Annotated in this window: 14 protein-coding genes; 4 read left to right on the plus strand and 10 right to left on the minus strand. The window is 70.6% G+C overall.

Annotated elements, in window-relative coordinates; all coding sequences use genetic code 11:
• Position 1: 1 nt before the first annotated feature.
• From ACIRVK_RS25855 to hypE, 3 genes are read left to right on the plus strand one after another with little or no spacing between them, the layout of a single operon-like run.
• On the plus strand, positions 2–283 hold the full coding sequence (locus tag ACIRVK_RS25855; protein WP_404250938.1) for a HypC/HybG/HupF family hydrogenase formation chaperone: 282 nt from the start codon (positions 2–4) through the stop codon (positions 281–283).
• Positions 280–1,422, plus strand: coding sequence for a hydrogenase formation protein HypD (gene hypD / locus ACIRVK_RS25860; protein ID WP_404250940.1), 1,143 nt, complete (start codon positions 280–282; stop codon positions 1,420–1,422). The genes ACIRVK_RS25855 and hypD overlap by 4 nt, the downstream gene beginning before the upstream one ends.
• Positions 1,415–2,482 (plus strand): hydrogenase expression/formation protein HypE, encoded by a 1,068-nt coding sequence (hypE, locus tag ACIRVK_RS25865; RefSeq protein ID WP_404250942.1) that lies wholly within the window; start codon positions 1,415–1,417, stop codon positions 2,480–2,482. The genes hypD and hypE overlap by 8 nt, the downstream gene beginning before the upstream one ends.
• Before the next feature lie 55 nt (positions 2,483–2,537).
• On the opposite strand, the gene hypA is transcribed toward hypE, so the two are convergent.
• From hypA to ACIRVK_RS25910, 9 genes are all read right to left on the minus strand, one after another.
• A complete protein-coding gene (hypA, locus tag ACIRVK_RS25870) occupies positions 2,538–2,885 on the minus strand; it encodes a hydrogenase maturation nickel metallochaperone HypA (RefSeq protein WP_404250944.1) in 348 nt (115 codons plus the stop codon).
• A 7-nt stretch (positions 2,886–2,892) separates the two neighbouring features.
• On the minus strand, positions 2,893–3,078 hold the full coding sequence (locus ACIRVK_RS25875; RefSeq protein ID WP_404250946.1) for a hypothetical protein: 186 nt from the start codon (positions 3,076–3,078) through the stop codon (positions 2,893–2,895).
• Between the two features lie 23 nt (positions 3,079–3,101).
• Positions 3,102–3,308 carry a hypothetical protein gene (locus ACIRVK_RS25880; RefSeq protein WP_404250948.1) on the minus strand — a complete coding sequence of 69 codons (207 nt, stop codon included), beginning with the start codon at positions 3,306–3,308 and terminating at the stop codon, positions 3,102–3,104.
• Between the two features lie 42 nt (positions 3,309–3,350).
• Positions 3,351–3,947: a DUF5947 family protein gene (locus tag ACIRVK_RS25885; protein WP_404250950.1), complete on the minus strand. Its 597-nt coding sequence runs from the start codon at positions 3,945–3,947 to the stop codon at positions 3,351–3,353.
• On the minus strand, positions 3,944–4,501 hold the full coding sequence (locus ACIRVK_RS25890; RefSeq protein ID WP_404250952.1) for a NifU family protein: 558 nt from the start codon (positions 4,499–4,501) through the stop codon (positions 3,944–3,946). Before ACIRVK_RS25890 ends, ACIRVK_RS25885 begins: the two co-directional genes overlap by 4 nt.
• Positions 4,494–6,287 carry a nickel-dependent hydrogenase large subunit gene (locus ACIRVK_RS25895; protein ID WP_404250954.1) on the minus strand — a complete coding sequence of 598 codons (1,794 nt, stop codon included), beginning with the start codon at positions 6,285–6,287 and terminating at the stop codon, positions 4,494–4,496. Before ACIRVK_RS25895 ends, ACIRVK_RS25890 begins: the two co-directional genes overlap by 8 nt.
• Before the next feature lie 64 nt (positions 6,288–6,351).
• Positions 6,352–7,440, minus strand: a complete 1,089-nt coding sequence (locus ACIRVK_RS25900; RefSeq protein ID WP_404250956.1) for a hydrogenase expression protein HypE — start codon at positions 7,438–7,440, stop codon at positions 6,352–6,354.
• Between the two features lies 1 nt (position 7,441).
• Positions 7,442–8,950 carry a hypothetical protein gene (locus ACIRVK_RS25905; protein ID WP_404250958.1) on the minus strand — a complete coding sequence of 503 codons (1,509 nt, stop codon included), beginning with the start codon at positions 8,948–8,950 and terminating at the stop codon, positions 7,442–7,444.
• A 452-nt stretch (positions 8,951–9,402) separates the two neighbouring features.
• Positions 9,403–10,065, minus strand: coding sequence for a TetR/AcrR family transcriptional regulator (locus tag ACIRVK_RS25910; protein ID WP_404250960.1), 663 nt, complete (start codon positions 10,063–10,065; stop codon positions 9,403–9,405).
• Positions 10,066–10,246: 181 nt separating this feature from the next.
• Between ACIRVK_RS25910 and ACIRVK_RS25915 the strand changes: the two genes are divergently transcribed.
• Positions 10,247–11,491, plus strand: coding sequence for a YncE family protein (locus tag ACIRVK_RS25915; RefSeq protein WP_404250962.1), 1,245 nt, complete (start codon positions 10,247–10,249; stop codon positions 11,489–11,491).
• A gap of 63 nt (positions 11,492–11,554) precedes the next feature.
• Here ACIRVK_RS25915 and ACIRVK_RS25920 read toward each other — a convergent pair whose 3' ends face one another.
• Entirely contained in the window at positions 11,555–13,414 is a 1,860-nt protein-coding gene (locus ACIRVK_RS25920; RefSeq protein WP_404250964.1) for an endoglycosylceramidase, read from the minus strand.
• Positions 13,415–13,439 lie beyond the last annotated feature (25 nt).

The following is a 13,439-nucleotide window of genomic DNA, read 5'->3' on the forward strand; positions in this document are numbered from 1 at the left end:
CATGTGTTTGGCAGTGCCCGGCAAGGTCGTCTCGATCGACGACAGTGCCGACCCGCTCACCGGGCTGATCGACTTCGGCGGTGTGCAGAAACAGGCGTGTCTGGAGTACGTGTCGGACGTGCGGGTGGGTGAGTACGTCATCGTCCACGTCGGGTTCGCGCTCCAGCGCCTGGACGAGGAATCGGCCCTGGCCTCCCTGCGGCTCTTCGAGGAACTGGGGCTGCTGGAGGAGGAGTTCGGTGACGCCTGGGAGCAGGCGGCGAAGGAGGCGGGAACCGCGTGAAGTACATCGACGAGTTCAACGACCCAGCTCTGGCGCGGCGGCTGCTGGAGGAGATCCGCGCCACCGTCACCCGGCCCTGGGCCCTGATGGAGGTGTGCGGCGGCCAGACCCACTCCATCATCCGCCACGGCATCGACCAACTCCTTCCCGAACAAGTGGAGTTGATCCACGGCCCCGGCTGTCCGGTGTGCGTCACCCCGCTGGAGGTCATCGACAAGGCACTGGAGATCGCCTCACGGCCCGAGGTCATCTTCTGCTCCTTCGGCGACATGCTCCGGGTGCCGGGCACCGGCCGGGACCTGTTCCGCGTCAAGGGCGAGGGCGGCGACGTCCGGGTGGTCTACTCACCACTGGACGCACTGGAGCTGGCCCGCCGCAACCCCGACCGGGAAGTGGTGTTCTTCGCCATCGGCTTCGAGACCACGGCCCCCGCCAACGCGATGGCCGTGCACCAGGCGCGCCGCCTGGGCCTGACCAACTTCAGCCTCCTGGTGTCGCACGTCCGGGTGCCCCCGGCCGTCGAGGCCATCATGACGGCGCCCTCCTGCCGGGTGCAGGGCTTCCTGGCCGCCGGCCACGTGTGCAGCGTGATGGGCCTGGCCGAGTACCCGGAACTGGCCGAGCGGTTCGGCGTTCCGCTCGTGGTGACCGGCTTCGAACCCCTGGACATCCTCGAGGGCATCCGCCGCGCGGTGCGCCAACTCGAGCGCGGGGAGCACCGGGTGGAGAACGCCTACCCGCGTGCGGTGCGCGAGGACGGTAACCCGGCCGCCGTACGCATGATCGAGGAGGTGTTCGAGGTCACCGACCGGAACTGGCGCGGCATCGGCCCCATCCCCGGCAGCGGCTGGCGGCTGTCCGACGCCTTCCGCGCGTACGACGCCGAGCACCGCTTCGACGTCACCGACATCCGCACCGAGGAGCCCGCCGAGTGCCGCGCGGGCGAGGTGCTGCAGGGGCTGATCAAGCCGACCGAGTGCGCCGCGTTCGGCACCACCTGCACCCCGCGCACCCCGCTCGGCGCCACCATGGTCTCCAGCGAGGGCGCCTGTGCCGCGTACTACCTGTACCGCCGGATGAACGCCGCGACGCCGCAGGCGGCCGGGGCAGCGGACAAGGAGATGAACCCCGTTGGCTGAACTCGCCGAAACCGTCGACCCCGCGAACTGGACCTGCCCAGCCCCCCTGCGCGACCAGCCGGTGGTGGTCATGGGGCACGGCGGTGGCGGAGCGCTGTCGGCGGAGCTGATGGAGCAGGTCTTCACCCCCGCGTACGGCAACGCCACCCTCGCCGCGCTCGCCGACTCCGCCGTCCTCGAACTGGGCGGCGCCCGGCTGGCGTTCTCCACCGACTCCTATGTGGTCAGACCGTTGTTCTTCCCCGGCGGCAGTCTCGGCGACCTCGCGGTCAACGGCACCGTCAACGACCTCGCGATGAGCGGAGCCCGGCCGGCCTGCCTGTCGGCCGCCTTCGTGCTGGAGGAGGGCGTGGAGCTGAGTGTGGTAGAGCGGATCGCGCGGGCCATGGGGGCCGCGGCCGATTCCGCCGGGGTCACCATCGCCACGGGCGACACCAAGGTGGTCGAGTCCGGGCACGGTGACGGCGTGTACGTCACCACCGCCGGAGTGGGGCTCGTCCCGGACGGGGTGGACATCCGGCCCCAGCGGGCGCGGCCCGGTGACGCCGTCATCGTCAGCGGGCCGATCGGACTGCACGGGGTGGCGATCATGAGCGTCCGCGAAGGGCTGGAGTTCGGGGTCGAGCTGGCCAGCGACACGGCGCCGCTGGCGGACCTGGTCGCCTCCATGCTCGCGGTCACCTCGGACATCCATGTCCTGCGCGACCCCACCCGCGGCGGTCTGGGCGCGTCCCTCAACGAGATCGCCCGCGCCTCCGGAACCGGTGTCCGGCTGCGGGAGCGCGCGATTCCGGTACCGGACGCCGTCGCGAACGCCTGCGGCTTCCTCGGGCTCGACCCGCTCTACGTCGCCAACGAGGGCCGCCTGGTCGCCTTCGTACCCCCGGCGCAGGCGGAGGAGGTCCTCGCGGCGATGCGCGCCCACCCGCAGGGTGCCGGGGCCACGCTGATCGGTGAGTGCGTGGCCGACCATCCCGGCATGGTCGTGGTCGCGACCGGACTCGGCGGCACCCGGGTGGTGGACCTGCCGCTGGGGGAGCAGTTGCCGCGTATCTGCTGACTCCGGACGCCAGTGGGCCCCGCCGATCCATCAAGGTCGGCGGGGCCCACTGGCGTCAGTGACGGGCCTCGATCCCGGTGATCTCCAGTTCCCGGCCGCTGCGCAGCTCGGTGGAGGGCCGGTCGCAGCGCGGGCACCAGAAGAACGGGGGCATGCCCACCGGGAACTCCTCGGCGCACGGGTCGCAGTAGGCCCGCGCGGGGACCTGCTCGACCACGAGCCGGGCAGCGGCGAGGGCCGTGCCGTCCCGGGCCACTTCGAAGGCGAAGTCCAGGGCGTCGGGGACGACTCCCGACAGCTCCCCGACCCGGACGGTCACCGCCGAGACGGCGACCGTCCCGTCCGCCCGGGCCAGTTCGTCGGCCCGCTCGATGATCGCGGTCGCGATCGACAACTCGTGCACGGGCGGCTCACGGATACCGGTGGCCCGCGCGCAGGCCGCCGGCCATCCGGTAGATCCGCATCTCGCGCCTGAGGCTCGGCAGCTCCCGCACGAACAACGCCAGGGCGACCGCCCCGGCCAGGACGGCCTCGGCCATCAGCAACCGCCGTCCCGACGTCGCGTCCTGCGCGCTCCCTCTTCGTTGGACCTTCATTCCGGCTCCCTGCTGTCCGTTCCTCATCCCGGCGGGATGTTCGGCATGACGTCCAGCAGGGCGTCGTGCCGCTTCCAATGGATCCCGGTGGAGCGGCGCGCGTCGGCGGTGCCGTCCCCGTGATGCCCGGTCTGATGCTCGTACGGCCCGGTGTTGCCCTGGTGCATGCCGGACACGTGCCTGGTCGAGTCGGGCTTGGCCTGGGGTCGGCCGACCCTGATGCTGCCCATGGGGTGCTCTCCTTCCTCGCCTCCGCGCCGCGGAGGGCGGGCTCATGGCCGCTCGGTGAGGCCCTCGAAGAACCGCTCGACGGCGGGCCAGATACGGCCGCCACCGGACAGTCCCCGCCATTCCCGGCGTACGACGGCGATCATCCGGTAGCAGTCGTCGACGGGGACGATCCAGTGGTGGTCGTTGCCGTGGACGGTGTTCACGAGCAGTGCCTCCACCTCGGGTTCCACGGAGGCCAGCTGCGGACACGCCGCGGCCAGCCGCTGCCAGGCCTCCGCGTCGACCTCCCACCGCATGGCCCCGGCCGGGCTCGGGCCCTCGGCGGTGACCGTGCCGTCGGCCCTCGGTACGAAGAAGACCAGGCCGACCGGCACGCCCAGGACCTCAGTGTCCACCCGGGGCAGGCGGATCCGCCTGCGGGGGACGAGCCGGTAGCGCCCCTCGCCGGCACTCCCGTCGGCGAACAGCACCGAGCAGGGGCCGCAGGCGCAGCAGATCTGTTCTTCCGCGGTGTCGTAGAGGTGGGGGTGCTCGTCGGGCACCGGCGCGGCGCACAGGTCGCACCGCTCCGCCTCCGCAGCCTCGGTCCGGTCGGCGGCGGAGCGGATGAGACGGGCGAGCGCGCCGTCCGTGGTCACGGTGTGCCCCGGCGGGTGAGCGTGGTCAGCGGTACGAAGGCCGCCGGCGCGGGTGCCGGCACCGGCTCCACGGCCGTCAGCTCCGGAGCGACGGCGAGCACCGCCTCCCGCACCGCGGCGGTCACATCGCCCGTTCCGCCACCGCAGCCGGAGCCGCAGCCCCCGCCCGTCGTCGTCAGCCGCACGCGGCCCACCTCTCCGTCCACGCCGGCCCACTCCACATCGCCGCCGCGCTCCCGGACGGCGGGGCGCAGCCGTTCGACCGCGCGGGCCGCCCGGCGCTCGACGGGCTCCGGGTGGATCCCGTGCAGTACCAGGAGGTGCCCCAGCAGCTCGTCGTCGGCCAGGCGTTCGGACAGCTGCGCGTCCGCGTGGTCCATGACCCGGGCCAGTGCCTCGCCGTAGACCTCGGTGAGCAGCCGGACCGCCTCGGTCGCGGAGCGGGTGGTCGGGCCCGGGGCGGACTCGAGCCCTTCCAGCACCTGGTCGAGGCGGGCGAGCCGGGACTCCACCGCCGGGTCCGCGAGGCGTTCGACGGCCCCGGGCTCAGCCATGGTTCGCGCCGTAGGTCGGCGAGTGCAGGGTGGTCAGCGTCTTGCCCTTGCCGACGTACATGTGCACCCCGCACGGCAGACAGGGGTCGAAGCTGCGCACGGTCCGCATGATGTCGACGCCCTTGAAGTCGTCCGGTCCGTTCTCCTCGAAGATCGGCTGCCCCTGGACGGCGTCCTCGTACGGGCCGGGGGTGCCGAACTTGTCGCGGGGGCTGGCGTTCCACGGGGTGGGCGGGTACGGGTGGTAGTTGGCGATCTTCTTGTCCTTGATCACCAGGTGGTGGGAGAGGACACCGCGCACCGCCTCGTGGAAGCCGCAGCCGATCGCCTCGTCGGGCACCTCGAAGTTCTCGAACACCTTGGTGTCGCCGGCCCGCACCAGTCCCATCGCCTCTTCCAGGAACTGCAGGGCCATGGCGGCCGCGTAGGCGACGAAGTACGGACGGGCGCGGTCCCGTTCGATGGTGTTGCTCCACTTCGGGATGCGCCACTCCAGGGTCGTCTCCGGCAGCGACTCGCCCTTGGGCAGCGAGATGCGCACGCTGTTGCCGGTGGCCTTGACGTACGGGGTGTCGACCAGGCCGCTCAGCGCGGTCGACCAGAGGCGGGCGAGCGGGCCGCCGCCGGTGTCGAGGGCGAGGTGGTCGCCGGTGCGCCGGTCGAACCAGCGCGGGCTCATCACCCAGCTGTACTTGCCGTCGAAGTCGCGCTTCTGCGGCACCGGAACGGTGGTCTGGTTCCAGGGGTGGCGCATGTCGACGGGGTTGCCGAGCGGGTCGTGGGTGACGAAGGGCTGCTCGCCCACCCAGTCCTCGTAGTAGGAGCTGCCCAGCATGATGCGCAGTCCCAGGTTGATGTCGACGAGGTTGTTGGTGACCAGTTCGCCGTCGACGACGATGCCCGGGGTGACGTACATCGCCTTGCCCCAGTCGTTCATGTTCTCGTAGCGGTAGTCGACGACGTCGGGGTCCTGGAAGGCACCCCAGCAGCCCAGCAGGACGCGGCGGCGGCCGACCTCCTCGTAGCCGGGCAGCGCCTCGTAGAAGAAGTCGAAGACGTCGTCGTTCATGGCGACGGCCTTCTTGACGAAGTCGATGACCCGCATGAGCCGGCTGAGGTAGTCGGTGAAGACGGTCGGCTGCGGCATCGTGCCCACGCCACCGGGGTAGAGCGTGGACGGGTGGACGTGCCGTCCCTCCATCAGGCAGAACATCTCGCGGGTGACCCGGCTGACCTTCAGGGCCTCCTTGTAGACCTCGCCCTCGAAGGGGTTGAAGGCCTTCATGATGTCGGCGATGGTCCGGTAGCCGTGGATGTCCCCGCGGGGGGCGTCGGTGCGCTCGGCGCGGGCCAGTACACCGGGGTTGGTGGCCTTGACCATGGCCTCGCAGAAGTCCACGAACACCAGGTTGTCCTGGAAGATCGTGTGGTCGAACATGTACTCGGCCGCTTCGCCGAGGTTGACGATGTGCTCGGCGAGCCGCGGCGGTTTGACCCCGTAGGCCATCTGCTGGGCGTAGTCGGAGCAGGTGGTGTGGTTGTCGCCGCAGATGCCGCAGATGCGGGAGGTGATGAAGCCGGCGTCGCGCGGGTCCTTGCCCTTCATGAACACCGAGTAGCCGCGGAACAGCGACGACGTGCTGTGGCACTCCACGACTTCCCGGTTGGCGAAGTCGATCTTCGTGTAGATGCCCAGATTGCCGATGATGCGGGTGATCGGGTCCCAGGACATGTCCACGAGCTGCGCCGGCTTGCGTCCCGTGGGCCGGGACTCGGTTGTGGTCATCGCTGTTACAGCCCCTTGCTGTCGGTGTTCGGTCGGTCCGTGGTGGGGTGGGTCTCGCGCGCTGTCAGGGCCGCCAGTGGGGGTCGTAACCGCTGGTCAGCTTCTGCTTGTTGTGGCGCCACCTGGGTTCGTGGTTCACCAGTTCGTTGGTGAAGCCGCGCAGGCGGCGGATGACGGCGCCGTACGGCTTGACGATCGTCGAGGAGAGCGTTCCGCCGGGCGGCTCGTCCATGAACGGCATGAACGCGTCGGGGAAGCCGGGCATGGTGCAGCCGATGCAGATGCCGCCGACGTTCGGGCAGCCGCCGAGGCCGGCCATCCAGCCGCGCTTGGGCACGTTGCAGTTGACGACCGGACCCCAACAGCCCGTCTTGACCAGACACTTGGGCGAGTTGTAGTCCTTGGCGAAGGTGCCCTGCTCGTAGTACGAGCCGCGGTCGCAGCCCTCGTGGACCGTCTTTCCGAACAGCCACTGCGGGCGCAGCATGTGGTCAAGCGGGGGCGGCGGAGCGGATCCGGCGGCGTGGTAGAGGACCCAGATCAGGGTCTCCATGAAGTTCTCGGGCTGGATCGGGCAGCCGGGGACGTTGACCACGGGCAGGGCGCCCTGGGACCTGAAGTCCCAGCCCAGGTAGTCGGCGAGGCCCATGCAGCCGGTCGGGTTGCCGGCCATGGCGTGGATGCCGCCGAAGGTGGCGCAGGTGCCGGCGGCCACCACCGCCCAGGCCTTCGGGGCGAGTTGGTCGATCCACCAGTTCAGGGTCTGCGGCTCGCCGGTCTCGGGGTCGTTGCCGAAGGACGTCCAGTAGCCGTCGCCCTCGATGATGTTCTGGTTGGGGATCGAGCCCTCGATGACCAGGATGAACGGGGCCAGCTCACCGCGTGCGGCCGCCCGGTAGGGGGCGAGGAAGTCCTCGCCGCCCAGGCTGGGCGAGAGCACCTTGTTGACCAGGTTCACCTTCGGCAGGCCCGGGATCAGGCCGAGCACCAGGTCCTCGATGGAGGGCTGGTCGGCGGCCGTCAGGGAGACGGTGTCGCCGTCGCAGCTCATGCCCTCGGAGATCCAGAGGATGGTCATCTCGTCGAAGCCTTGTCGGTCCTCGGCGCGGTCGGGTTCGCCGCTGACCTCGGTGGTACTGCTGTGGGTTGTCATGTCAACGGCCTCCGCTGCGGGGGGTGTCGGAGTCGGTCGGGCTGAGGGGTTCGAGTTCGTCGGGACGGAAGTAGTGGAAGCGGCCGTACCAGGTGTGCAGTTCGGCCGCGGGGTCGTCGTCGAGGGTGACGGCGAGGTGCACGCTGCCGTCGACGTCGTGGAAGACGCCGGCCACCTCGGCGGTGCGCCCGGCGAGGAACATGTCCTGGGCGTCGGCGCCCTGTCGCCGCGGGCGCAGCCGGACGTGGCTGCCGCGGCCCAGCGGTACGCCGTCGACGGACACCGTGTCGGTGGACGGGGAGAGACCGTCGTCGGCGCCCTCCTGCCACCAGGCGGCGCGTCCGGCGGGCGGGGCCGGCGGGGTGACCGGCGACAGGGAGCGGATGGCGCCGTGCAGGCGTTCGAAGACCTCGCGGGGCATGGTGTCGACGCGGTCGAGGATCGCGGCGGCCCGCGGGTCGGTGGCGCGTGCCTCGCGCTTCTCCTCGTCGGTCAGCAACATGGTGCGCAGGGTGAGGATCTCGTCGATCTCCCCCGCGTCGTGCAGGTCACCCGGGCTCTCGGGGGCCACCTGCGGGTGGTCGGGAAGGATGATGGGCGAGGCCAGCAGGACGTGCCCGACGGCGCCCGTGCCGGCGGGGGGATCGCCTTCCGCTTCACCGCCGAGGACGGGAAAGGTGAACTCGTTCCGGCACGCGTCCGCATGACCGCGCAGAATCTCGGGCGGATCGATCAGCGAGGCGAACTCGACGCCGTCGCCGCCGATGAGGGTGTGGGTGGCGATGAGGGCACGGCACAGTGCCTCGTCGCGCGAGGTCCGCGGATCAGGGGCGGGGCCGGTGTTCGTGGTGCGCACCCGGAGCCGGCACAGGTCGTGAGAGAGCCGCTCGGCACTCACCGTGGTACTCGCCCGCACCTCCTCCCGACGGCGCACCACCCGCCCGGCGTCCTGCGGCAGGGCCTCGATGTCGACACCGGCCGCGGCTCCCGTCGCGACGGTGTGTTCGACGTCGAGGAGGTCGTCCACCGGGATGACGATGTCCGCTTCGCACGGCACGGCTTCGTCGAACGACAGGTGCACCGTGCCGTCCTCGGCCGGCAGCGACAGCGACTCGACCGCGCGGTGACCGCCGCCGGCGTCGGCCGCCTCGACCCTCTTGCGCTGCAGCTGCAGGTAGCGGAGCCGCACCCGCAGCAGCGCGTCGGGCCGGCGGATCCTCAGCAGGCACTCGGTCTGCTGGTACCAGGAGTCGGCCGAGCCGGACACCCCGGGGACGACGGGGCCGTCCCGCTCCACCCAGTCCCGCGGGAACAGCACCCCGAACTGCCAGCGGACGCGGTTCTTGGCCGAGGACCGTCGGTACGGGTAGAGGAGATAGCCCTCGTAGAGAACGGCGTCGGCCACGGCGCCCAACTGCTCGAAGGCGCCCAGGGACAGGTCGGGAGGCGGATCCGTGGCGCCCGTGGTGACTGCGGACACCGTGCCGCCCGCGACTGATCCGTCCGGCATCGCGCCTCCTCGTCTCCGCATGCACGCCCATGCCTTCCACCAAGGTCACACCGCCCACGCCCCCGCGCCTCCCACGCGGGCCTCCGTTGAGCCGTTGGAGGGATCACGTGGCGTGGTGGGCGGTGGGGGCCGGGAGAACGGCGGGAAATGCCTCAGGCCGATCGCCTACGGAAAGCGCGGCGGGCCATGGCTCAGGCGGGGGTCTTCTGGCGAGGAACCGTCCGGGGCGGCGACGGCCGGGGCGACAGGCCTCGGCGCCGCGGCTCGGGCGGCAGGGCTCCGGGGGCGCGGCCGGCCTGGGGCGGCGGGCAGGACTGCGGCCTGGGCGTCATGGCCGGGGCGGCGAGCCGGCCAGCGGGCCTGGCCTCCGCGGAGGGGCGGCGGGCGTCGGGCAGTGGTCCGGCGGGTGGGGTGGCGTGGGCCTCGTCGGGGTTGCGGAGGAGGGCGAAGCGTCAAGTGGTCGGTGGGGTCCAGCCCGGGGGGCGCAGGATGCCCAGGAGTTGGCGGACCAATTCGTCCACGACCTCGTCGAGGGTCGCGTTCACCCAGCCCGCGCTCCAGTCGTGCAGCAGCCCGTTGACGCTGCCGATGAAGGCCGTGGCCGCGATGCGGTAGTCGCGCGGGGCCGCCTCTCCGCGCGCGGCCGCCGTCTCCGCCTCCGCGCAGATGAGGTCCACCCAGCGGGAGCGGCGGGCCAGGCGCTGCTCCTCCATGCGCGGGCTGACGCCGATGATCTCGACGAAGGTGATACGGATCCGGCGCGGATCGCCGGTGACGTTCGCCGCGTAGGCACGGAAGACGGCCGTGGCACGCTCGGCGACGGGACGGCCCTCCGCCTCGGCGAACGCGGCGAGGACGGCCGCCTCCGCCCAGTCGTTGACCTGGAGGTGCAGCGCCGCGAGGACGTCCTCGAGCGTGTGGAACTCCTCGTAGAACTGACGGGTCGACAGCCCCGCGGCCTCGCTGAGCGCCGCGACGGTGGTGGCCCGGTAGCCGGGGTCGGCACCGAAGAGTTCGAGCGCGGCGTCCAGGAACCTCCTGCGCCGCTCGGCCTGCCGTTGCTCGGCGGTCTTGCCGCCGTACCGCCCGGTCGGCGCCCTGAGCCTGCCCGCCACTGAGCCTCCCTCGTCCTGTGATCCCTTGATTTTGTCGTGTACGCAGTCTTGTGGAGAAGGGCACCCGCTCCTTACTTTCCAGTAAGTACGAGTCTGAACGCGCTTGTTTTCAGATTCGGCCCATCGATTCCATTGGCATGCCCTCATCACGCCCGCCCCGTCAACAGAGGAGAGAGCACTCATGCCTGCCTTCAGATCCAGGCACCTTTGCTCCGTAGCCGCCGCCCTCGTCCTGACCTTCGCCGCACCCGCCACCGCCGCCACCGCGGACTCGTCCGCCGGGCTGCGCGAGGTGCTGTTCGTGGGCAACAACTGGGACGGCACCGCGACCGTCCTGAAGTCGTCCGGCGACTTCGCCAAGGTCGGGGCGATCAACGTCGTCCCCGACAAGGCGCAGCGCATCGCGGAGATCAACGCCGACCCGATCAAGTGGATCTACTACACGGCCATCCGCAACGAGGTCGGGCAGGGCCACGACCAGTACGTGGACGACATGTACTCGACCCCGGACGGCAAGTCCGTGGTCGTCTCCCGGCCCAGCTTCGCCGACGTCGTCTCCATCGACCTCGCCACCGACAAGATCAACTGGCGTTTCCCGGTGGCCGGCTACCGTGCCGACCACATGGCCGTCTCCCCCGACGGCACCAGGGTGGCGGTGTCCGCCTCCACAGCGAACAAGGTCCAGGTTCTGGACATCAACACCGGCAAGGAACTGGGCGAGTTCGCCACCGGTGACAAGCCGCACGAGAACGTCTTCACCAACGGCGGCAAATACATCTGGAACATGTCGATCGGCGAGGTCACCACCTCCCTCGACGACCCGTCGGCGGACTGGACGAAGGGCGACCGCCACATCACCATCGTGGACGCCACCACGTACAAGACGGTCAAGACGATCGACATGCGCAGCCGGCTGGACGCGATCGGCCTGAAGGACTTCTCCTCCGCGATCCGCCCCGCCGCCTTCACCCCCGACTGGTCGAAGATGTACTTCCAGGTGTCGTTCTTCAACGGCTTCCTGGAGTACGACATCGCCGCCGACAAGATCACCCGGGTGAAGACACTGCCGGCGAACCCGGCGACCAACCCGGACCGCACGACCTGGCTGCTGGACTCGCGCCACCACGGCATCTCGATGAGCCCCGACGGCACCAAGCTGTGCGTCGCCGGGACCATGGACAACTACGCCACCGTCGTCGACCGGGCCACCCTGCAGGAGGGGCCGCTCGTCACGGCGTCCACCCCGTACTGGGCGACCGTCAGCGGTGACGGAAAGGACTGCATCATCTCCGAGAGCGGCGCCGACCAGGTCACGGCGATCGACTTCGCCACCGGCCAGAAGGTGACGTCCGTGCCGGTGGGCGACCACCCGCAGCGGGTGCGGCTCGGCCATGTGCAGGCGGACTGGACCGGCCCGACGAGCTGATCCGTCACCGACCACCGACGGCGCCGGACGGGGAGTCCGGCGCCGTCGTCGTGCCCGCAGGCGTCAGAAGTGGGCCGCCGTCCAGGCCGCCAGTTCCGACTTCGCCGCGGCCAGCAGGCTCGCCGAGGGCGAGGTCGCCCCGTTGGTCACCAGGGCGTAGTGCAGGATGCCGGAGTCGGTGTCGGTGAGCAGCAGCCGACGGCTGCCCGTGCCGCCCGGTTCGGGGGCCGCGGCGACCGGTGCCGACGCCGTGTAGGCGGGGGGGCCGTACGTCGCGGCGAGGTCGGAGACCACGGTGGTCGTCGCGGTCGGGAAGGAGGCGGGGAGGTGGAGTTCGGTGGGCGCAGAGCCGGAGCCCGACCGCCACACGAGCAGTCCGTACTGGCCGGAGCCGACCAGTTGGGACACGTTCGGGAGCGAGCTGGGGACCGGGTTCCAGGTCAGGGTCGTCGAGCCGTCGCGTGAGCGGTCCTCGTAGGTGAAGGCGAGCGTGGTGCCGGCCGTGGCGCTCGGGTAGACCCGGTCGAGCAGCCGGGCGTCCTGACGGAGCGTCGCGGCGCCCGAGTCGTCGAGCCTGACGGCCGAGAGGTCCTCGTCGTTCCACGCGTCACCGGAGGTCTGCACCTTGTTCGGGTTGTCGTTCATCTGTTCGTGGTGACGGCCGCTGTAGATGTCCCACTGCCACTGGTTGCCGGAGAGCACCGGACCGGAGGCCGACGGGTTGTTCCACCAGCTCGAGCCAGGCAGACGGGAGTCGAGGGCCTGGTACATCGCCTTGTCGACGGTGGGCGCCTTGCCGGCGACCGAACCGGACAGCGGATGGCCGAACTCGCTCACCACGGCGGCCGTACCGGCGGCCGAGGCGCGGTCGCGGACGGTGCCGAAGTCCGTCGCGTACTGGCCGTCGGAGGCGTTGCCCCACATGAACACCCCGGAGATGGCCTTCTGGTCGTAGAAGTGGGTGTTGAAGACGTAGCGCGGGCCGAGCGTGCCCGCGTCAAGGAGGCCGCCCTCCTGCTTCTGTGAGTCGATGTTGGCGTTCCAGAAGAGGTTCGGCTCGACGAAGGCGGGCTTGTCCTGCCAGCCGGCCGCGTCCATCCGGGCCCGGAACTTCTGGTAGAAGGGCCACAGCAGGTCCTCTTCCCAGGTGCGACTGGTCTGCCCCGAGTCGTAGCTGCCGGCGAACGGCTCGTTGTACGGGTCGAAGCCGACGACCCCCGCGAACTCCGCGCCACTGAGATGCTGCCCGACGTACGCCATGGTCTTCTGCGCGGTGTCGAGGAAGGCGTCCTGCAGGCCGTAGGTGTTGTGCCAGAAGTCGTGCTGGGCCTTGGTCACGGCCTGGTTCTGGGTGATGTTCTGCCCCCAGAACAGGCAGATTCCGCACGACTCCTGCGGGTAGTTCCCGAGTGCCACCGCCCACTTGGGGGCGCCGTCGCCGGTGTACCAGCTGCCGGAGTTGAACAGGTAGCGGGAGTAGAGGTCCTGGTGGAAGTCCGGGTAGACCCGGATGCCCGCGTCCAGGAAGGCCCGCATCTGGTCGGTGGCGGCGGCGAGGTAGGTGGTGTCGACGGTGCCGCGGGTGGGTTCGGCGTGGGCCCAGGACAGCAGGAAACGCACCGCGTTGCCGCCGCCGAGCGCGCGCAGCGCCGTCGCCGACTTCTGGGCGTCGGCCACCGAGGCGAAGGGCAGACCGCTGTTCTCCTCCAGCTTGGTCTCGCCGGAGACGTTGTAGCCGCGCAGGACGACCTCGCGGCCGTTGCCGTCGACGAATCTGCCGTTCTGCACGGTCAGGGTCGATCCGTCGAACCAGAGGGAGTCGGGGACGGGGGTCACGGCGGAGGCGGACGCGGCGCCCGCCGTCGTCAGGGATCCGAAGAGGACAACCAGCACAACGAGCAGACGTGTCCGGATATTCGGCATGTCCACTACAGTCCGGGGATTTCCG

Origin of the sequence: Streptomyces sp. NPDC101152 (genome assembly GCF_044768275.1) — a bacterium.
GTDB lineage: Bacteria > Actinomycetota > Actinomycetes > Streptomycetales > Streptomycetaceae > Streptomyces.

Bases quoted from the DNA above. Each gene is read 5' to 3' on its own strand.
- ACIRVK_RS25855 (WP_404250938.1), top strand. From the start codon at position 2: ATGTGTTTGGCAGTGCCCGGCAAGGTCGTCTCGATCGACGACAGTGCC.
- ACIRVK_RS25875 (WP_404250946.1), bottom strand. From the start codon at position 3,078: ATGAAGGTCCAACGAAGAGGGAGCGCGCAGGACGCGACGTCGGGACGG.
- ACIRVK_RS25880 (WP_404250948.1), bottom strand. From the start codon at position 3,308: ATGGGCAGCATCAGGGTCGGCCGACCCCAGGCCAAGCCCGACTCGACC.
- ACIRVK_RS25890 (WP_404250952.1), bottom strand. From the start codon at position 4,501: ATGGCTGAGCCCGGGGCCGTCGAACGCCTCGCGGACCCGGCGGTGGAG.
- ACIRVK_RS25895 (WP_404250954.1), bottom strand. From the start codon at position 6,287: ATGACCACAACCGAGTCCCGGCCCACGGGACGCAAGCCGGCGCAGCTC.
- ACIRVK_RS25900 (WP_404250956.1), bottom strand. From the start codon at position 7,440: ATGACAACCCACAGCAGTACCACCGAGGTCAGCGGCGAACCCGACCGC.
- ACIRVK_RS25905 (WP_404250958.1), bottom strand. From the start codon at position 8,950: ATGCCGGACGGATCAGTCGCGGGCGGCACGGTGTCCGCAGTCACCACG.
- ACIRVK_RS25915 (WP_404250962.1), top strand. From the start codon at position 10,247: ATGCCTGCCTTCAGATCCAGGCACCTTTGCTCCGTAGCCGCCGCCCTC.
- ACIRVK_RS25920 (WP_404250964.1), bottom strand. From the start codon at position 13,414: ATGCCGAATATCCGGACACGTCTGCTCGTTGTGCTGGTTGTCCTCTTC.